At 38.7% G+C, this 20,185-nt stretch carries 16 protein-coding genes; 3 read left to right on the forward strand and 13 right to left on the reverse strand.

Going from position 1 to position 20,185, the window contains the following annotated elements:
* Window positions 1-8: 8 nt before the first annotated feature.
* From H5058_RS00965 to H5058_RS00980, 4 genes are all read right to left on the reverse strand, one after another.
* Window positions 9-1,247, reverse strand: a complete 1,239-nt coding sequence (locus H5058_RS00965; RefSeq protein WP_182676557.1) for a restriction endonuclease subunit S — start codon at window positions 1,245-1,247, stop codon at window positions 9-11.
* On the reverse strand, window positions 1,244-2,827 hold the full coding sequence (locus H5058_RS00970; protein ID WP_182676559.1) for a type I restriction-modification system subunit M: 1,584 nt from the start codon (window positions 2,825-2,827) through the stop codon (window positions 1,244-1,246). The genes H5058_RS00965 and H5058_RS00970 overlap by 4 nt, the downstream gene beginning before the upstream one ends.
* 37 nt (window positions 2,828-2,864) lie before the next feature.
* Window positions 2,865-3,734, reverse strand: a complete 870-nt coding sequence (locus H5058_RS00975) for a WYL domain-containing protein (RefSeq protein WP_182676561.1) — start codon at window positions 3,732-3,734, stop codon at window positions 2,865-2,867.
* A gap of 125 nt (window positions 3,735-3,859) precedes the next feature.
* On the reverse strand, window positions 3,860-4,468 hold the full coding sequence (locus H5058_RS00980; RefSeq protein WP_404936285.1) for a TnsD family Tn7-like transposition protein: 609 nt from the start codon (window positions 4,466-4,468) through the stop codon (window positions 3,860-3,862).
* 458 nt (window positions 4,469-4,926) lie between these two features.
* Between H5058_RS00980 and istA the strand changes: the two genes are divergently transcribed.
* Both istA and istB read left to right on the forward strand, forming a co-directional pair.
* Window positions 4,927-6,471 (forward strand): IS21 family transposase, encoded by a 1,545-nt coding sequence (istA, locus tag H5058_RS00985; RefSeq protein WP_182676563.1) that lies wholly within the window; start codon window positions 4,927-4,929, stop codon window positions 6,469-6,471.
* A 14-nt stretch (window positions 6,472-6,485) separates the two neighbouring features.
* Window positions 6,486-7,241, forward strand: coding sequence for an IS21-like element helper ATPase IstB (gene istB / locus H5058_RS00990; RefSeq protein ID WP_024603886.1), 756 nt, complete (start codon window positions 6,486-6,488; stop codon window positions 7,239-7,241).
* Between the two features lie 27 nt (window positions 7,242-7,268).
* Here istB and H5058_RS00995 read toward each other — a convergent pair whose 3' ends face one another.
* From H5058_RS00995 to H5058_RS01015, 5 genes are all read right to left on the reverse strand, one after another.
* Window positions 7,269-8,027, reverse strand: coding sequence for a TniQ family protein (locus H5058_RS00995; RefSeq protein ID WP_182676565.1), 759 nt, complete (start codon window positions 8,025-8,027; stop codon window positions 7,269-7,271).
* A 75-nt stretch (window positions 8,028-8,102) separates the two neighbouring features.
* On the reverse strand, window positions 8,103-9,524 hold the full coding sequence (locus H5058_RS01000; protein WP_182676567.1) for an ATP-binding protein: 1,422 nt from the start codon (window positions 9,522-9,524) through the stop codon (window positions 8,103-8,105).
* Complete coding sequence (locus tag H5058_RS01005) at window positions 9,521-11,659, reverse strand: DDE-type integrase/transposase/recombinase (RefSeq protein WP_182676569.1); 2,139 nt, start codon at window positions 11,657-11,659, stop codon at window positions 9,521-9,523. Before H5058_RS01005 ends, H5058_RS01000 begins: the two co-directional genes overlap by 4 nt.
* Complete coding sequence (locus tag H5058_RS01010; protein ID WP_182676571.1) at window positions 11,646-12,473, reverse strand: TnsA endonuclease N-terminal domain-containing protein; 828 nt, start codon at window positions 12,471-12,473, stop codon at window positions 11,646-11,648. Before H5058_RS01010 ends, H5058_RS01005 begins: the two co-directional genes overlap by 14 nt.
* A 131-nt stretch (window positions 12,474-12,604) precedes the next feature.
* A complete protein-coding gene (locus H5058_RS01015) occupies window positions 12,605-13,789 on the reverse strand; it encodes an NAD(P)/FAD-dependent oxidoreductase (protein WP_182676573.1) in 1,185 nt (394 codons plus the stop codon).
* A 313-nt stretch (window positions 13,790-14,102) separates the two neighbouring features.
* On the opposite strand from H5058_RS01015, the gene H5058_RS01020 reads away from it, so the two are divergent.
* Window positions 14,103-16,238, forward strand: a complete 2,136-nt coding sequence (locus H5058_RS01020) for a S8 family peptidase (protein ID WP_182676575.1) — start codon at window positions 14,103-14,105, stop codon at window positions 16,236-16,238.
* 70 nt (window positions 16,239-16,308) lie between these two features.
* Here H5058_RS01020 and H5058_RS01025 read toward each other — a convergent pair whose 3' ends face one another.
* The 4 genes from H5058_RS01025 to folA all read right to left on the reverse strand — a co-directional run bounded on the left by H5058_RS01025 (window position 16,309) and on the right by folA (window position 20,130).
* A complete protein-coding gene (locus H5058_RS01025; protein ID WP_086997685.1) occupies window positions 16,309-16,782 on the reverse strand; it encodes a peroxiredoxin in 474 nt (157 codons plus the stop codon).
* Window positions 16,783-16,874: 92 nt separating this feature from the next.
* Complete coding sequence (locus tag H5058_RS01030) at window positions 16,875-18,800, reverse strand: methyl-accepting chemotaxis protein (protein ID WP_182676577.1); 1,926 nt, start codon at window positions 18,798-18,800, stop codon at window positions 16,875-16,877.
* 381 nt (window positions 18,801-19,181) lie between these two features.
* Window positions 19,182-19,559: a DUF3718 domain-containing protein gene (locus H5058_RS01035; RefSeq protein ID WP_179806927.1), complete on the reverse strand. Its 378-nt coding sequence runs from the start codon at window positions 19,557-19,559 to the stop codon at window positions 19,182-19,184.
* Between the two features lie 79 nt (window positions 19,560-19,638).
* Window positions 19,639-20,130, reverse strand: a complete 492-nt coding sequence (gene folA, locus H5058_RS01040; RefSeq protein ID WP_172459222.1) for a type 3 dihydrofolate reductase — start codon at window positions 20,128-20,130, stop codon at window positions 19,639-19,641.
* Between the last annotated feature and the right edge of the window lie 55 nt (window positions 20,131-20,185).

Consider the following 20,185-nt stretch of genomic DNA (forward strand, 5'->3'; position numbering starts at 1 on the left):
TCCTTTAGTTATACAAACATCTGTTGCAACAAACCTTTTTTGAAGGTTTCGGTTAGTTCGATTTGCTCTTTTACCGCATTCACTTTTGTTTCAAGAGCTTTTATAAAACTAACTATTTTTTCTCGCTCATCTTCACAAGGCAACGGAATAGGTAAAGCATAAAAATCAGCAGATGTTATATTCATTCGGTCATGTCTTGCACCGAAGTTAGCAATGCTGTGCATATATCGATGCCACATAGTCGTATTAAAATATTGCTCTAAGTAATCCAATACGCTTTCATCTTTAAAGCGGAAAGCAGTATATAGAGGCGACATAACACCTTGCCCTATGTGATTACGTTTTATAGGGCCAACAGGCGCAAGCACTGAAATTCTAGGGTTGTAAATGAAGTCATTTTTTTCAACAACGGTATAACCCGTTAAATTCCCTTGATTAGCGATATCTTTATTGAAATAATCGCCTTGATTTACAATGCCACTCTTAGCTGAGTTGGTTAGTACAGCATTAACAGCATTATCTTTGTTTTTAAGGCTATTTTTATCCGCTAATTTTGATAATGGCTTTAATTCCCAATCAGGAAAGGCATTGCCATTTTCATCTTTAAAACGGATTTCTTGCTTGAATAGCTTTTGAATCATGCCTTTTTTATATTGGGTGAGCAAAGCATGCTTTTCTTTAAGTAAACTGATCTTTTTATCTACTGAAGAAAGGAAGTTAGCGATTTTTTGTTGTTCTTCATAGTATGGTATTGGGATTTTTATATTCAAAAAACTCGGCTTTGAAATGTTTTTCATACTAGCACTTGTACCAGTGGCTCTATTTTTAATTGCACTTTTGGTTCTTGGAGCAATAAGCATATACGTCAACCATTTAGGAAAGCACTTATAGTTAGCTTTTAAGACCCATAATCGATCTGGTACAAATAAATTATCGTAATTCTTATCTATATAACCAACTTCACCGACTAAAGCTGGAGTATTCATACGACTCACTAAAATAGTATCTTTCCTCAATGAATTTTTAACTCTTTGAAGATCACCTTCAATAACCTTTTTGTTTTCGTCTACAAAGAAAAAGCCGTTTGCTATTGAACTAGTTTTTAGGATGCCAGTACTTTCGTCATTTTCAATCGGGTAATCATATGAATTAACACTCACTCCAGAATTTAGGGTTTCAACTAAATCACCTATTTTTCCATTTTCGATGTGGGTTTCAAACTCACTAAACCTTAGAACTTGCATCATTTATTCTCCAGTACAGGGAAATCAATGCCTAATTCTTGAGTAAACTTAAAAATTTGTTGGTCTACATCTATTGAATCTTGTTCAATTTTAGCTAGTTTTTTTGCTACATCATTTAGTTGAACTTGTTCATCTTCTTCAAACGTATCAACATATCTTGGAATATTTAAGTTAAATTCATTTTCTTCTGCTACTTCCTTATATGAAGCCACATAAGCAAATTTATCCAAATATTCTCTTTTCTGTACTGCACATAGAATAGTATTGAGGTCTTCATCACGAAGAAAGTTCTGATTTGTAGCTTTACCGTAGTTTTGGCTCGCGTCTACAAACAAAATATTATCTTTATGTCCACGGTTCTTTTTTAACACCAAAATACAAGTTGGTATTCCTGTGCCATAGAAGATATTCGCTGGTAATCCAATAACAGCATCTAGGTAATTTTTATCTTTAATTAAGTGTTTACGGATATGCCCTTCAGTTCCAGCACGAAATAAAACACCATGCGGTAAAACCACCGCCATAGTGCCATTTTCATCTAGTTGATGAACCATGTGCTGAACAAAGGCAAAATCAGCCTTACTTTTAGGTGCTAATTTACCGTAATCTTGAAATCGCTCGTCTGTTAAGAAGCCAGCTGATGCACTCCAGTCAGCAGAAAAAGGTGGATTTGCGACAACGGCTTCAAAGCGCTTTTCAACATGATGTGGTTGCTCAAGGGTATCGTCTTGCTGAATATCGAAATTACGGTAATGCACACCATGCAGAATCATGTTCATACGAGCTAAGTTGTACGTACTTGGGTTAGATTCTTGACCAAAGTAGCCGCCAACTTCACCACCTTTTCGTTTGATCTCTTTTGACACTTTTAAAAGTAGTGAGCCTGAACCACAAGTTGGGTCGTAAACGCTTTTAAGCTTATCTTTACCTTGTGTCACTAGCTTGGCGAGTAATGTTGAAACCATAGGTGGTGTATAGAATTCACCGGCTTTTTTACCAGCACCTGAGGCAAACTGACCAATAAGGTATTCATAAGCATCACCCAGTACATCAATGTCAGTTTCATGGTGTAGAAAATCAATATCATCAAGGTGAGTTAGTACTTTTGAAATAAGCTCGTTTTTAGCATTTTCTGTTTTACCTAACTTGTTTGAGGTTAAATCTAAGTCATCAAACAAGCCGTTAAAGTCATCTTCTGCGGCAGTACCCATAGTGCTTTGTTCAATATGATTAAGCACTTCAGATAAGTCTTCTAAAATAAACTCGCCGTTTTCACCTTTTTGCGCCAATACATGAAATAGCTCGTTAGGCTTTAAAAAGTAACCTAAATGGTCGATAGCCTCTTCTTTAACCGCTTCTAAATATTCTTTGCCTTCGTCTGTGTTTTCATCAATTGTATCAAATTTGATGCCATCTTCTTTTAGTAGCTCATCAGCATATAAATCCATACGCTCAGACAAATATTTGTAGAAGATAAACCCTAAAATATAATCACGAAACTCATCGGCACTCATGTTGCCACGTAAGGTATTGGCAATATTCCAGAGTTGTTTTTCTAATGCTTTTTTGTGTTGTTCAACCATGTTGGTTAACTTCCTTTTTAAATTCTTTAATGAGTGTTTAGCTATGCTGATAGCCTGGTGCAATGGCGAGATTTTCTGCACCATATAATGTTTGACTGTTTTTCAAATAGAGCTGGTATTCTGGGCCTGAAAGTGAACCACTTTCAGAACAATCCACGTTCCAACGCCTTAATAAATATCCTGCCATTGCGGCACGCACGTTTACTTCTAACATGCCTTTTTCCATACCAAAGTCTAGTTTTATGGCAGTTGGATGCTTTACGTTATTTGGATGTGGAATAATTTGTAATGGCACCATTCGCATCCATTGATGATCTTCTAATTTATCTTCTTCAGGAGAAGGTGTCTGTGCGAGAATTGTAACTTTGGTAATGCGAGTTAAAACAAAGTCTCTGAATGACTTTGATTTGCGATCATACGCTCTTAAATGCCAACGTAAGCCATTATCTACGATTGAATGAGGCACAAGTTCTCTAGCACCTGAACCACTGCTTATAGACGTGTATATAACGCTAATAGCCTTATGATTGATGATTGCTTGAGAGAGCTTAGCGATAATATCAATATCAGGTACGTTTAACGGACTTGGTGATTCAATAGGGAATGAAGTATCACCAATAGAATCAAAGCCATCACTAATGTTATTTGCTAACTTAATAAGCGTGCGGCGAGCATCGTGTTTAAATATGGGCTTGAATTGCGTTGTGATGAAGTATTTCTTTTCTACATTGTCATAGGCCATGTTGTCAGGCGCATTGTCTTTGTAGAATTTTAAATCTCTGGTTGCTGCGGCAAGGCCTAATTCGAAATGACTAACGATTTCACTGCGAGTAACCATCCCAGTAAAATAGAGCTTAAAGTCGATATAAGCTAGGCGCTGCTTCTGTGCAAAACTGAATTCGTCCATTCGATAAATCTGATTCTATTGACATTTTCTAATTGGATTGAAATAGTATGTATCATTATGAGTTAGACATCAAATGATGTTTTATAACTTAGGACTCTGAAGCACATTTATTTATAAGTAGCATGCTATTTGATTTTTTGAAAAACAGCCATCGTCAACGGTAATTTATGTGCGTACCTAGTCAACCAACCATGCCCCCCAATAGCTTCATCTAATTTTGTGCGAGACATAACAACCTTAGATTTGTTCAGTATAGCTTCTACTTGAGGAGCTAATTCTCTGTCTCTTTTATCCCAATTAATCCTTGCTAGAGGTTTTGGCTTAATGGGGGAAGGCAAAGTTAGGTATAGCCACTTTTTTTCATTTACATAAAGCCAATAATAAGCAGCATAGCAACCCTTCTTTATTTCCTGCTTAATAGAAAAAGGGTTATGCCTTACGAATTTTAGTATTTCTACTTTATATCTTCGCCTTTTAGACTCATACCTAAATTGCTTTCTATTTTTAACTAAACTAGGTTCAGAGGAGATGATTTGCTCGACGCTTCCTGAGGATATTTGAAATAATGCCGCAATAGCTTTTCGGTGAAAACCTTTTTTAGCAAGATTCAATACCCTCTGTTTTACCTGCTCTGTTATATATTTCGGCTTAAGGTTAACCGAAATATTAAATCTCAATGCAAGGCCCTTTATATAGCAGCGACTTTTTCTTGTGACCCTACTAATACTCGCCATTGACTCACCTTTCTTTAGCAAATCAATGCATTGAGTTTCTATCTGTGTCACTGATTTTGAATCAATCGGTAAAATATCATTTTGTGTTTTATTAAATAGTTTTTTAGAAAGCCAAAAACCTAATACAAGATATTTAATTGGGTGCTGAGTGACTTTTCCTGATAGTAAGTAAGAAATATAACGATAATCTTTAGCTGAGCTAGGAAAAAAAGCGCGAGTATAATAAATTAAACCTTGAGAGAATGGATATGCATATTCCGGAGCATCGTGAACAGTGATTCCGGCCCATCGTGAACACCCGTTCTGGTTTTAGCGTGAACGCTCATTCCGGTTTTATCGTGAACACTTTTGACTGATTTTCCGGAATCGGTGTTCACACCAAACCAGTACAATTTCAACGCATTGATTATTAATTACTTTGTTAAGCTATTTCCTTTTTGTATTACTGAGGAAGGGATATGGCGACTAAGAGGATCACAATGCGTAAAATTCGAGAAGTGTTGAGGCTACATTTTGCTGCCCAACTCAGTGTCAGAAAAATAAGTGCCAGCACTAAGATCAGTGTCGGTGGTATTCAAAAACTACTCACTAAAGCCAGAGCTTTATCGTTAAGTTGGCCACTGCCCGACGAGCTTGATGATTCTGTGCTTGCTAGTCAGTTCTATCCTCGCGCCGACACTCGGCCATCCCAGCGATTTGAAGTGCCAGATTGGCCAGCCATTCGAAAAGAATTAACGGGCAAAGGCGTCACCAAGAACTTACTCTGGGAAGAATATACTCAGCAATATCCGAATCGTTGTTACAGCTATTCTCAGTTCTGCGATCGCTATATGACCTGGCTTAAAAAGCAAAAACGTTCGATGCGACAAGTGCATAAAGCAGGAGAAAAACTCTTTGTCGATTATGCGGGTCAAACGATGCCCATTGTTTGTAATGCGACGGGTGAAGTGAAGTTCGCCCAGATATTCGTGGCGGTGATGGGCGCATCGAATTATACATTTTGTGAAGCAACCTGGAGCCAAAGTCTACCCGACTGGATCGGCAGTCACGTGCGAGCATTTGAATTTATCGGTGGTATACCTGACATGGTTATCCCCGATAATTTACGCAGTGGTGTCAGTAAAGCGTGTCGCTACGACCCTGATGTTAACCCGAGTTATCAGCAATTGGCCGCGCATTATGGCACCGTGATTGTGCCTGCTCGTCCCAGAAAACCACAAGATAAAGCCAAGGCCGAAGTGGGCGTGCAAATCATTGAACGCTGGATACTCGCCAAGTTACGACACCAAACCTTTTTCTCATTAGCTGAGCTAAACCATTGCATCAAAGCCTTACTGCTTGAGGTCAATAATAAGCCCTTTAAGCAACTGAGTGGGACACGACAATCATGGTTCGAGTCAATCGACAAACCCGCCCTCGCGCCCATGCCCAAACTTGCTTATCAATTCACGGATATTAAACACGTCAAAGCGAATATTGATTATCACGTTCAGTATGATAACCATCTTTACTCGGTACCCCATCACTTGGTGGGTGAAAAGCTTGAACTTCATGCCAAAGACAACTTGATTGAGGCTTATTTCAAGCATAAACGCATCACCAGTCACCCGAGAAAATATCATCCGGGCATGACCACCACATCCGAGCACATGCCTGTAAAGCATGAGAAGCATCATAAATGGTCACCAGGGCGTTTAATGAATTGGGCGAAAGATATTGGAGATGACGTTTTGCTCTGGGTGAAAGCACAATTGGCACAGAAACAACATGAAGAACAAGCGTATCGTGTGTGCTTAGGCTTACTCAACCTATCAAGAAGCTATCCCGCCGATCGGCTCAATAACGCCTGTGCGATAGCCAATCAATACAGTTTATATCGGTTAAAACATATCAAAGACATACTCAGTTGCAACCAAGATAAATTGCCGCGAACGCAAGAAGAGCCGTCGACGTTATTGCCACAATCCCATGAAAATATCCGTGGTCCTAAAAGCTTCCATTAAGGTAAGGAAATTCTATGTTAGAACAAACGATAACTCAGCTTCGTCAACTCAAACTCAGTGGTATGGCCAACGCCTTAGTGAGCCAAATAGAACAACCAAGTACTTATGAAGGGTTGTCCTTCGATGAGCGACTACAACTGCTAGCAGACAGTGAAGCCCAAGACCGAGAGAGCCGAAAACAACAACGCTTACTTAAAGCGGCAAAACTTAAATTAGCCGCTAACGCCAGAGACATAGATTATCATCACCCGCGAGGTCTCAATCAATCGATGATGGCATCGCTACTGCAATGTGATTGGCTGAATAAATCACAAAACTTACTCATCACAGGCCCTTGCGGTAGCGGTAAAACCTATATCACTTGTGCGCTTGCGCATACAGGATGCATGAAAGGCTACAGCGTTAAATATTACCGACTCTCAAGGTTGATGCTTGCGCTGACACAAGCCAAAGCAGATGGCACTTACAGTCGAATGTTACAGTCACTCGCTAAGATCGACTTACTCGTTTTAGATGATTGGGGGCTTGAGCCACTTAAAGCGGCACAACGAAATGACTTAATGGAGATCATGGATGATAGGCACGGCAGTTCATCAACCGCCATCATCAGTCAATTACCCACCGAAGAATGGCATCAATCCATCGGCGATAATACCTTAGCCGATGCCATTTTAGATCGACTAATGCACAATGCTCATCGGATAAAATTAAAGGGAGAGTCTATGAGAAAAATTCAATCTAAAATTGACCATCGTGAACACTTAGGTTAAAAATGTCATGAACCCAATGCGTGGAATTTAAGTGTTCACGATAAAACCGGAATCGGTGTTCACCATCACCGGAATACGCAGATACAAGCTTTTTAAAATCATACTTCTACGATAACTCCCTTTATCCGTTATATACCCAAATTTTTGAAGTTGGGTTTTAAAGGCTAGTAAATCAAAGTGTTTACTACTGTGGCTTACTTGAGTTAATACCTCATACGCATATTGAGCAAACTCAAAGCTAAGCTGGTTAGTTGGCCTAGCTCTAATATTTAAAGGGGGTAGCAAGTAATAGTTTAATCTTGAGCGGCTCTCTAGCGGAAAATGTTCTAACTTAACTCGATGTAAGGAACAGGACTCTACACCTGGGATTTGGTGACTTCTATGCCAATAAGGTGTACCAAACTCCTGAGTATTTTCTCTAGCACATTCAGGACAAAACTTAAGAGAGATTTTCTCTTTTTCACGAACACAGGATAGTTGGCATGCCCGAATAGCCTCGCTTGCTTTACCTAAAATTAAAGCGTTGGAAATAGTCGATTCGTATAGTGGTAAAAAATACATAAATAAAGGAGCTAATGTTTGCTTTTTTAAAACATCAATTGGTAATTCGTGACTCAACTTGTTGCAGACTTGTTCAAGGCCCGCTGTTAAATAAGGGTGAATAGTTACTTTATGGTTACCAAACACATCTGATAGATAGCCTTCACAAGTCATGCCACTCAATGTAAAGTGACGCACAATACGGCTAAATATTATTTCATCAGGATAAGATAAAGGAAGTTGCATTCATCTTGAGTTTCAAGTTAAACAATCTATGTATTTTAGACTACAAACAGACTTACTGCCTGCTTTCTGAACACATCAAAATAACTCTGATAAAGGATCTTCAAGTAACATCTTTTTTTGTTTTAAAAAACTAATTGGATCTTCTAAACCACTAGCTTGTTGAAATATATCGCGAACTTTTACTCTGTCGTTTAAATCGACAGCACCTATTAATTCAATCAGTTGACCCGCAAATTCTGGATGTTGCGGTTTAGTAATATCGCCAGTTTTATCGATAGTACTCACTCTTTCTGTCTCAACCTTTTTAGTACTACGCCGCTGTTTCCCTATTGGTAAAGTAATTACACTTTTTAGTTCATGAATCTCATTGGTTTGTCGGGATAAACCACATGCTAATGCATTGCCAGCCTCGAGTGTTGATACTGTTAGCCGCTCATCAATAGTTCCAATCACTAAGCGTTGTGCTTCGCGATAAGTCCGGCTTGCCATATCTATATTTCCAACAGAAAGTTTATGAAGTGAGTCATTGAGTTCCTCTGATAGTTCTGTATAAACATTAGTCCATTGATAATTCCAAAGTTGAGTTATAAACGCCCGCCATGAATCACTGTCCTTAGCAAGCACAGACATAGTGTGATGGTATCCACTTTCAGCTCTTCTAGCTGCTTTCAATTCTTTAATTAAAGTTTGATCAAATGGGGGGTTTCCAATAAAGAAGAGGGGCACACCTAATTTGTTCACTAATCGATGTAAGAACCTAAGCAGATTGTTCTCACCACCTGTTCGTTTAAACTGTAAGTTTTGCATCTCGTCTATAATTAGCATCCCGAGAAAGCTAGATTTAATACACTGCTCTAATTGACGAACAAGTGCACCTATTGTTCCTGCTGGCTTAGTTTTTTCTCTATCTAATGAAAGGTCTAATACTGATAAAATTTCTTCACATAAATCTCTTACACTAGAATTACTTGGGCAATCAACTTTTATCCAAACAACCTGTTTTAGTGCTGTTAATGAACAATCTTTGTATGAATCATGCTCTATAACATTAGGAAAGTAATTAAGAACTTGCTCAAGCATTGACGATTTACCTACACCACTTTCACCAATTAGCGTTAAACCCTCACCTTTAGGCTGGAAAAAGCCAGTTCTAGGTTCAATTTCAGGCCTTTCATCAACTAAATAATGTAAATATTGTGTAGTAGTAGGGCTAAGTGGATTTTTTGCTGAGTATCCTTTTTTAATAGCTCTTTCTATTGCTCTGAAGCAAGACTCATAGTCAGTCAAAGGTTGCCTGAGTTCTTCTATTCTATTTAGGTATTCTTCTCTTACTAATGGGTTTGGGTGTTCAGAAACTTCTTCAGCATAATCTGGATAATTACAAAATACAGTCATAACAACTTGCCAAGCAATTTTAGGAGGAAGGGCTTCAATTAAGGGATTACCTTTGTGTTCAGGTAATATTGCATCATGGTATACAGCTTGAGTTATTGTCATGATGACTCTCCTTTTGTTCTTCTCTTTCTACCAACCGGTAAAGAAACGATCTTATCAGATCTGTTTTCTGATGGTGTAGTATCGATATTTTTATTGCTCTGTATTTTTGGCTGAAGTACGTTCGTTGTTGCTTGCAACTCATCCTCACGTCTTTGGCGGACATTCTTCGTTTTTTCGGAAAACGCTATCTTTTCAGCATTGTAGCTTCTTTTTTTAGCGTTTTTAGTCACATGATGACGGTTTTGGTGATCATCTATAGATGTAACACTTATAGGGGTCAATTCTTTTTTTGAGTCGAGCCATTCCTGTATAAATTCAGACTCATACATCGATTTATCTATAAACATGCGACTACGTGGCGATAAATAACAGAGCTCAAAATTTTTATTTTTATCTAGTTTTACATAAATGTGATTAGTTGTATTTTCATCAATTCGTGCTTCTAATTTCCATTGACCTGATGATCTAGCAACAGATGCTAAATTTCGTTCTTCAATTTCTTTGTTCGAATAATACAACCCATTAAAATGAATTCCATTACGCGTCATACTAACTTGTGTAGGGGGAAGTAAGCGGGATATAACATCATGAGGTAGAGCGGCTTGAAGTTCATGTTTATGCTTAGCGAGATGGATCTTCCAATAATTGATGGGAGTTGGAGATAAATCATTTTCAACTAATAACGGACTTGAAAAAGCTAAGTCACCTAATATGGATTTATTATGCTCTAAAACAGCTTTAATGATTTGAACAGTCACTTCTTTTAGAGTGTAAATAGCATCCTTTCTAGGGTCTCTACTCCCCCTGATGATGTTACCACCTCGAGTGGTACCTAAAAATTCATGAATAACTTCTTTATTTAAAATATCAAAGCGCTTCTCAACCACTCCCTTACAATCCGGCCTGTAAGGAGGGGTGAAAGAAAGCTTAGTCATCGGGTTTAACGTTTTTTTAGGCTGTAAGCCAATCATTTCACCATTATCACAAACAAGCTCCTTTGGAATATGCGCGCAAGGCCACTGTGAATCATCTATATCAACACCAAACTCTTCGCAGTAACGTGATTTAGGCATAAAACAGTTTGATAATGCTTGCCTAGCTGCACGCCATGAAGCATGGAAGAGTGAAACATGCATGCCAACTATCATTCGACTAGCTCTGTCAACGATAATGTAAATTGTTGGTCGGCCTAATACATATTGAGAGCCAAGCTCAGAAACAATATGAACATCAGCAACTGTTGCATCGATTTCAAAGTGAGCCCCAGGCAAATAACTATCTTGAATAACGCTACCTAATAAACCTCTTTTATTCCTTAGGTGATCATTTTCCGTGCTTTTACTTTTAATAACTTCATCTTTCGTAAATATTTTATTTGACCAATAGCTAAACTGTTTCAGAGTAGGAACTACTGGCGGTTTACAGCATGCATCCGCAATGCGTATTTCATCAGCATAACTATCTCTTAGCATATTTTTATAAGTTTTTGATAACGTCAAACCGGCCTGTTTTAGGTAGTACTTTTTTAGCGCTTTCTTAAACTTACTTTTATCTATATCAGTCGTTATATATTTAACCGACCTTTCAACTGCAAGGGTTCTTGGCTGTTTCGGTGATCCTAGTGGTTTATCGGTTGGCTTCCTATCTTTCCCAAAACCACCACTGTTATTATATGCTGGTAAAAGAGCCATTTTATCTTGACCGTAACGCCAATATTGCATTAAAAGTCGAGATAATGCCTTTCGATCTATCCCTACTTTTTTCGCGTGTTTTGCAAGATGTGAAACTCGTTTTTTAGTTGCGTAATCAAAAATAAAAGCTCGGTCAGAAATAATTCCTTCAATTAGAGAATAGTTTTTATCTCTACGAGTAATATGTTCTTTTGCGATATTTTCCTCTGCAACTAAAAGAAAACTGGGAAGATTAAAACCTGCTTTACTAGCATTTCGACTTTTTACATGTTCAGTAAATGCTTCAATTGAGACAGCAAAAGGGCGAGTGGTGACCGATTTAGTATTCAAAGGAAATAGAATGATCGATGTAACATCAAGCATAATTTCTAAAATTCGGTATAGACCATCTTCGGCTAAGTCCGAGTCTTTTAACTCCCATACACTGTTTCTAGGAAGTTCCATTCATAGCACCTTTACCCATAACCACTATAGATTTTACATCCATAATCCCTAATTCAGGAATATTTGAAGATAGATCCACATCAATATATTTATCTGCAATTAAATAACGAATAAGTAACTGAGAATCATCATGTGTCGCTATATTCATTGAAATAAGTTTATTACAAAGATCTTCGAAAAAAACCTGCCCTACATTTATAATAGTTAGGGCACTACTTATCTGTTCGTCAGAAAAACGTGTTGGGCTTTCGCGAAAAGGAGCTGATGCCCAGTCAAGGTTACGACTTTGAATTCTGGTTAATTCGTTACCGGTGAAGTAGCTAAACTTAACTCCAAGGAGTTCCCAGCAAACTCGCTCAATATCAATTTTTTCTAGTACTCGTTGTTTATTCGATTCACTTTCGGGCTTAACTGAAATGGCGTGATATGAAATACCTTGAGTAGAATCAATAGTGAGTAATTGATCCGTAGTCATAATTATAGGTTCTTTGGTATTAGGGTGGGTCGGATGCTTAACACCCAACATACTTGCCACTTTTTGCGTATAATTGAGTGGTAAGATAGGAAATTGTTCTCTTATATCAACAACGCTGTCAGAAAACTCTGCCAAATAGAAGAGCTCAGCCTCAATTGAGGACATCATATGATGTTCACGCTGAGACTTTCGTCCAAAAATTAGTGACCTCGTTCCGTGAGATTTGACATCCTGAATTCGAAGCCATGGCTTATAATTAAATCCTTCTCCTATGCCATATTTACTTTTAAGGGCTCTTTGATAGTCTTTTACAGACTCTAGTTTTCTTCCTCTGGACATTATTTTTACCAATACGCTTAACTAAATAGAGCATAGTGGCAAACCTCACTACGGGCAAACTTTATTGTCTGAAAATCTCTTACGGGCAAACTTTAATGCTTACGGGCAAACTTTATTGTCTCTACACAATATTAAGCATACTGCCCAGCAGCAAAACCACAGCTCCACGCATACTGAAAATTATAGCCCCCTAGCCAGCCGGTTACATCGGTTACTTCGCCAATAAAATATAAGCCTTGTGCTTTTTTTGCTTCAAAGGTTTTTGAGCTAAGTTCATCGGTATCTACACCGCCTAGCGTTACTTCCGCTGTTCTGTAACCTTCTGTGCCATTTGGTTTAATTTGCCATGCATGTATATAGTTAACTAACTCGCCAATTTGGCTATGTGTTAGCTGGTTAATATTACAATCAGGAATTGCTTTCCCCTCATGAAGAACTTCAATAAAACGTTTAGGTAAAATAGTGGCTAAGCTATTTTTTAACGACTTTTGGGATTGCGTTTCACGCCAATCGGCTAGCTGTTGTCTTAAATCTGTTTCGGGTAATAAATTAATAGTTACCGCCTGTCCGGCGCGCCAAAATGAGCTTATTTGTAATATAGCAGGACCCGATAATCCTCTATGGGTAAATAAAATGTTTTCTTTAAATGCAGTGCCATCTTCACTAGTAACATCGCATAAAATACTTATACCTGAAAGCGCTTCAAAACGTTCTTTATCGTGCTGATGCAAAGTAAATGGTACAAGTGCCGCCATGGTCGGTAATACTTTTAAGCCAAACTGCTCAGCAATTTTATAGCCAATGGGTGTTGCGCCAAGCTTAGGCATAGTTAAGCCACCGGAGGCAATCACTAACGACTCACAATAAAATGTTTCATGCTCGGTTACTACGCTATAACCAGTTTCAGTTTTTGAAACGCTGATTACTTCGTTACGCAACTTTATAGATACCCCCGCCCATTTACACTCAGTAAGTAAAATATCAACAATGTCTTGAGCATTATTATCACAAAAAAGCTGACCTAGTGTTTTGTGGTGATAGGCTAAACCATGACGATCTACCAGTTCAATAAAGTCATGTTGGGTATAACGACTTAAACATGATTTAACAAAATGAGGGTTGCCACACAAATAATTACTAGGGCTGGCATTTTCGTTGGTGAAGTTACAGCGCCCACCGCCACTAATGAGTATTTTTCGACCTGGCTTTTTGCCCATATCAAGTACTGTAACACTACGGCCACGATATCCTGCTTGCGCTGCACACATTAAGCCTGCTGCTCCCGCACCTATTACTATCACATCTACTTGGGTCATTTATTTATCTCATTAATTTTTTTTGATTATAACAAAATTTATGCACCGGCTGGACATCGAATTGATTATTTTCAATTGCACAACAAATAAAAAATAAAAGTATTAATACTCAAATTTAAAACTAGTTACTTATGCTTATATTTATAAATATAAAAAGTACAAAGTAACTACAAACCCGCTAATAACAAGGTTATAACCAAATGAAAGAAGCTAATAAGTAATTAATCTTTCAATTAATTTAACAGATCATTTACCTTTGTACCCACTTCGTGGATTTGTGCTACGAAATAACAAATAAAAACTAAGGATAATCATGACAACAGGTAAATCATTTAAAAAGTGTGCAATAGCCTTTACTATCAGCTCACTATTTGCTGCAACATCGAGTATTGCAACTCCTGCACAAGCAATTGCACCATCAATGGCAGAAACAACAGCTAAATTACAAAATCAAACTGGTTTTGAAACACAATTCATTATTAAATATAAAAATAACACTAATGATTTAGCTAGCTTTGCAGCTACAGACACAGATGTAAGCCAATCAAATATGCAAAATAAAGCGCAGAGCTTTGTTAAAAATTACACCTCTAAAAAAGGCAAAGTAAAAGCGAAGTATATTCGTGCCATGGCACTTAATAATCACCATGTAATGCGTGCAAGTAAAAAGCTAAATGCACAAGAAGCACAGCAATTTATGCAAGAAATGCTTGAATCTGGCAACGTTGAGTACATTGAAGTCGATCAAATGCTGCAACCCTTTGCAACGCCTAATGATCCACGATTTGACGACCAATGGCATTATTATGAACAAGCTGGCGGCTTAAACTTACCTACCGCATGGGATACAGCCACTGGTAGCGGTGTTGTTGTTGCAGTACTCGATACAGGCTATCGCCCTCATGTTGATTTAAACGCTAATATTTTACCCGGTTACGATATGATCTCGAATTTATCGGTGGCTAATGATGGCAATGGTCGCGATAGCGATGCCCGCGATCCGGGCGATGCGGTTGCTGCCAATGAATGTGGTACTAACGGTGCACAAAACTCTAGCTGGCACGGTACACATGTAGCGGGTACTGTTGCTGCAGTTACTAATAATGGTGAGGGTGTTGCTGGGGTTGCTTACGGCGCCAAAGTAGTGCCTGTACGTGTACTAGGTAAGTGCGGCGGTTTAACCTCTGATATTGCTGATGGTATTATTTGGGCTTCTGGTGGCAATGTATCTGGGCTACCGGCAAATGCCAATCCTGCAGATGTAATAAATATGAGCTTAGGGGGCAGTGGCTCATGTAGCTCTACAACACAAAGTGCTATTAACACCGCACGTAATAACGGCACAGTAGTGGTAATTGCTGCCGGTAACGATAACGATAACTCAGCAAACTATAACCCAGGCAACTGTAATGGCGTGGTAAATGTAGCCTCGGTTGGCCGTAATGGCGGTCGTGCTTATTACTCTAATTACGGTAGTAATATTGATGTTGCCGCACCGGGTGGTGCGCAAAGTTTTGCTAACGATTCTGAAGGTGTTTTATCCACTTATAACGCCGGTTCGTCAACCCCTTCTAGTGATAGCTACGGTTTTTCGCAGGGTACATCAATGGCAGCCCCCCATGTTGCTGGCGTAGCGGCACTGATAAAACAAGCAAAGCCGAATGCTACTCCCGATGAAATCGAAAATATTTTAAAAACAACCACCCGCTCGTTCCCAGCCACATGTACTAGCTGTGGTACCGGTATTGTTGATGCAGCAGCTGCCGTAGCTGCTGCAAGTGGTGGCACTGCACCACCACCAAGTGGTAATGAACTTCTTGATGGCGAAACTCAAACCGGTTTAAGCGGCGCAACTAACTCAGAAACATTTTATACAATGACAGTGCCCAGTGGCGCAACTAATGTCACTTTCACTATGAGTGGAGGCACTGGTGATGCCGATTTATACGTGCGCTCTGGCAGTAAGCCAACAACCTCTACATACGATTGCCGCCCTTACAAAAGTGGTAACAACGAAGAGTGCTCAATCGATAACCCTACATCAGGTACGTATCATGTGATGCTACGAGGTTATTCTGCCTATTCTGGGATCAGCTTAACTGGTAATATTACAGCAGCTTCGGGCGGGGGCTCAGGCATACCTCAAGCTGGTGGTGGCACTGTAAGCGATGTGAGTGCTAATGCAGGTCAATGGAAGCATTACACACTAGACGTGCCAGCAGGTATGGCTACATTTACAGTAACAACAAGCGGTGGCACAGGCGATGCTGATTTGTTTGTTAAGTTTGGCAGTCAGCCCACGACATCGAGTTACGATTGTCGTCCATATAAAAATGGTAATGCCGAAACCTGTACTTTCTCAAGCCCACAAGCGGGTACGTGGCACTTAAGTGTTAACGCGTATAAAACCTTCTCGGGCTTAACAATTAGCGGGCAATATCAGCCTTAATAAGCAATAATTGCAAAAAGCCGATGTTGCATCAACATCGGCTTTTGTATTTTCAAATCGCTAATTTATTCTATAGCTTTTCTAAAACAGCAGCAGCACGACTAACCACAAATTCTTTTTCTTGCTCTACAAATAAACCGGTTACTACACTATTTTCCACGATCATTGCGTAACGCTTTGAACGCACACCGCCAAACCCTGCCGTATTCATATCAAGGCCTAATGCTTTGGTAAAGCTCGCATCGCCGTCTGCCAGCATGGCTATTTCTTGTGCATTTTGTGATGCCCCCCATGCTTTCATAACAAACGCATCGTTTACCGATACACAATAAATTGCATCAACGCCCTTTGCTTTTATTTTATCTGCCAGAGTAATAAACTCAGGTAAGTGTGCATTTGAACAGGTAGGTGTAAACGCACCGGGGACTGCAAACAATACAACTTTTTTATCTGCAAATAATTCACTGTTAGTCAGTGTTTGCATACCATCGTCGGTTAACTGGCTTAGCGTAACCGAGGGAATAGTTTGACCTTGTACAATCATTATAAATCCTTCATTTTATAAAATAAAACCAGCATACAGCTTAGCACATAGAATTTAGAGCATGATATAAGATGAGCGCTAAAGCTAATTTATTACAACCCCAGGCCCCCTTTAATCGAATGAATTTGTTGTTGTAGCTGATGTCGTATATCATCCACCAACGAGCTCGACTCACTTACTTGCCCCTTCATTTCAGCCATTGACTGACTAAAGTTATCTAATAAATTGCTTTGCTGCTTAGCAAGCTTCATCGCCTCAAACGCTACTTTATTAGCATTTTTTGCATTACTTGCCACCGCTTCCGAATTTAACTTAAGTTCTTGGGCATTTTGCGTTTGCGATTGAGCACCTTGGGTTAATGCTGTTATTTGCGTAGCAACTAGCCGTGAGTTTTCACTCAGTATGGTGAGCTGCCCATTTATCTCGCTCAGCGAGCCTTGCGTTTGCAGTGCCAATTGCCTAACTTCATCTGCCACTACTGCAAAGCCGCGACCATGCTCACCTGCCCTAGCTGATTCTATTGCTGCATTTAGCGCAAGTAAGTTGGTTTGATCTGCAATATTACGTATTACTTCTATAATTTTACTTACGCCTTCAACACCATTAAGTAGCTCTTGTAAGCTTTGTATACTGCGTTCAACCCGTGCCTGTGTATCGGCACTCGCACTTAACATACTTTGCGCAAATCCTAAGCTTTGTTCCATGGCACTAAAGGTACTTTGTGCGTTATCAGCTACTTGTGTATTAATATCATTAACTTGCTCTCCAATCTGCTGAATATCGGTTAGTAAATACTGATTCTGTTCCACTTGCCCATAACTCGTAGTAGTTTGTTGCTCAATCGTCTGTAAGTGTTTACTCATTTGCTGCATAAAAGCATTCACTACTTTTAGCATTTGCGCTCGCTCTTGTGCTTCTATGCGCTGGCGTTCAATTAGCTGATTAAAGTATTGGGCTATTTCCCCAACTTCAGTTTTTGGGTTATTACTGACAATATTTTTAAGCTCATTCGTTTCAATTAAAAATGCAAATCCGTCGCGCAACCGTCGAAGAGGATTAAGTACCAGATTACGCTGAACAATATAAACACCGCCAGCAAGTATAACTAGCCCACTAATAGCAACACAAAACACCCAAAATACTTGCTGCTTTAAATTATCTTGTTGTGTTTTTAGTGCTTGCTCTGCATTTATCACTGTTTTAGATAAATTACTAAGCTGCGTGCGCAATTCATCGGCCCCCGTCTGTCGTTGTTGTGCCTGAGTTAATGTACTGGTTAAATCCCGAGGATAGCGATTTGGCCAACTACTTAATTCTGATTTAATATCAGTAGCTAAATCTTCACTTTGCTCGTCAATAAATAAACTATACTCATCTACTTTATCCATCACACCTAAGTTTGGTAGCTGCTCTATTTTTGCTGCTAATACATTTAAATTTTTCACGCTTTGTTGCAAACTCTGCTCTACACTCTGCTGATAATCTAGCACCAGTTGATAACTAAATAATGATAAGTTAATCACTTCACTATAATACTCATTGGCCAATTTATAATAACTAAGCGTGTTGTTACTATTATCCGAAGCTGAGCGCGCATAATTAATTAACGAGGATGCCGAACCAGCCATTTGCCTTAGCGCATTATCAAGTAAAGCCGTTTCGTTACCAGAGAGCTTACCCAAGGCTCTATATTTACCGTTTATATCATTATTTAGAGTAATTAACTGCTCAGTAAGTTGTGATTTAAGAGCTGCTGGTAATAGCGTTAACTGTTTTTGCTCTACTTGCGAGATTAAACTTGAGGCTTGTGTTAAGTATTGGCTATCGCCTTGTGCTAAGTAATTACTTAGATAGCTCGCTAGATCAACCATAATCGTATTTTTAAGCTGTCTATATGCACCGTCTTGCTGCTCTAGTTTAAGTAAAGTTTGACTGGCCCAAAGTAGAGTCATAGCTAATAAAACACTTGCGAGAGTTAACAAAACAGCCAGTAAGCGGGTAAATGTAGAGGCGCGCATAAATAAATCCCTAAAATCATATGCGCGTAGAATATTGACTATTTATGACAGTTTAATGGCAAATACTAACAATCGTATTAAATTCATGAGCTGTCAAAGCAACAACAAGAATGTTAACCCAAATAAAAACAATGAGTTATTTTGTGTGGCTATTCCTAGGTTACTTTAACTTCAGCACCTATAGAGTCGGCTATAAGTTCATTTCAACACAATAAGTAAGTTAATAAGTAAAAAGGGTTATGTTTTTAATAAGGTTGGCGTTTGTGTTAAAAGGGGGGATTACAACACTAAAATAGTGCTGTGTTATATAAAATTATTTATAAAAATACAGGCGTAAAAAAACCACGTATAAAACGTGGTTTAATCGTATTTATTGTAAAATTAAAGACCTGCGCGCTCTTTAATTATCGCAATTAAGGGCGATCCTGAATGACCGTTCGATTCAGCCCATGATACATCAGCGCCATCTTCTAGTGAGCTTTTAGATAGGTTTTTAACTATATATTCGCCACTATCTAGTGCGTTACTTGCCACTGCATGTCGTAATAAATTATTACCATTACAAAATACTGCGTCGTATATATTACGAACTTTCACTCGTGCGCTTTTAAGCTTACTACGTAAACGATTTTTATCATCCGCTGCAATATACTCACAGATAGAAATCGCTAACTGATCATCTGCTTGTGCAGGGGCAGTATATACAAACGAACCGGCTGCAAGCGCAGTAATAACAACTAGCTTTGATAACTTAATCATGGAAAACCCTTTTTATAATACTTTATTCCTATTGGATTAGTTAATATTGTACCAATATGCTCAGTATTTCGCAATAATGTTAAGGGTTTTTATATAAAGTTACAAACTTATGACTATATTGATTTTTTTCATCCGCAGCCATTTGTATTTCATCTTTAACCTGCCAGGTTGCCACTTTTTCGTAATCAGGAAACTGAGTGTCACCTTCAACATCTAAGTCTATAAAGGTTAAATAAAGTCTTTGTGCACTTTCTAAAAATTGTTGATAAATATTTCCACCACCAATGATCATCACCTCTTCCACATCAGCAACTAAATTTAACGCGGCCTCTGGCGTTGTAACAATTTCTATTCCAGTTGCTTGATACTGGCTATTACGGGTAATAATAATATTACGACGCCCAGGTAAAGGCCGTCCAATAGACTCAAATGTTTTGCGCCCCATAATCACAGGTTTACCTGTGGTTACTTTTTTAAAATGCTGTAAGTCTCCAGGTAAATGCCAAGGCATTGTATTATTAAGGCCAATTACACGGTTATTTGCCATTGCAGCAATCATTGAAATTATCACACTAATTATCCAGTATTTATTATTAAACAAAGAAAAAGGAGCATAAGCTCCTTTT

Origin of the sequence: Pseudoalteromonas sp. SR45-4 (genome assembly GCF_014163535.1) — a bacterium.
In the GTDB taxonomy this organism is placed as follows: domain Bacteria; phylum Pseudomonadota; class Gammaproteobacteria; order Enterobacterales; family Alteromonadaceae; genus Pseudoalteromonas; species Pseudoalteromonas nigrifaciens.

Coding starts and splice junctions, on each gene's coding strand:
- H5058_RS00965 (WP_182676557.1), bottom strand. CDS start 1,247: ATGATGCAAGTTCTAAGGTTTAGTGAGTTTGAAACCCACATCGAAAAT.
- H5058_RS00970 (WP_182676559.1), bottom strand. CDS start 2,827: ATGGTTGAACAACACAAAAAAGCATTAGAAAAACAACTCTGGAATATT.
- H5058_RS00975 (WP_182676561.1), bottom strand. CDS start 3,734: ATGGACGAATTCAGTTTTGCACAGAAGCAGCGCCTAGCTTATATCGAC.
- H5058_RS00980 (WP_404936285.1), bottom strand. CDS start 4,468: ATGGCGAGTATTAGTAGGGTCACAAGAAAAAGTCGCTGCTATATAAAG.
- istA (WP_182676563.1), top strand. CDS start 4,927: ATGGCGACTAAGAGGATCACAATGCGTAAAATTCGAGAAGTGTTGAGG.
- istB (WP_024603886.1), top strand. CDS start 6,486: ATGTTAGAACAAACGATAACTCAGCTTCGTCAACTCAAACTCAGTGGT.
- H5058_RS00995 (WP_182676565.1), bottom strand. CDS start 8,027: ATGCAACTTCCTTTATCTTATCCTGATGAAATAATATTTAGCCGTATT.
- H5058_RS01000 (WP_182676567.1), bottom strand. CDS start 9,524: ATGACAATAACTCAAGCTGTATACCATGATGCAATATTACCTGAACAC.
- H5058_RS01005 (WP_182676569.1), bottom strand. CDS start 11,659: ATGGAACTTCCTAGAAACAGTGTATGGGAGTTAAAAGACTCGGACTTA.
- H5058_RS01010 (WP_182676571.1), bottom strand. CDS start 12,473: ATGTCCAGAGGAAGAAAACTAGAGTCTGTAAAAGACTATCAAAGAGCC.
- H5058_RS01015 (WP_182676573.1), bottom strand. CDS start 13,789: ATGACCCAAGTAGATGTGATAGTAATAGGTGCGGGAGCAGCAGGCTTA.
- H5058_RS01020 (WP_182676575.1), top strand. CDS start 14,103: ATGACAACAGGTAAATCATTTAAAAAGTGTGCAATAGCCTTTACTATC.
- H5058_RS01025 (WP_086997685.1), bottom strand. CDS start 16,782: ATGATTGTACAAGGTCAAACTATTCCCTCGGTTACGCTAAGCCAGTTA.
- H5058_RS01030 (WP_182676577.1), bottom strand. CDS start 18,800: ATGCGCGCCTCTACATTTACCCGCTTACTGGCTGTTTTGTTAACTCTC.
- H5058_RS01035 (WP_179806927.1), bottom strand. CDS start 19,559: ATGATTAAGTTATCAAAGCTAGTTGTTATTACTGCGCTTGCAGCCGGT.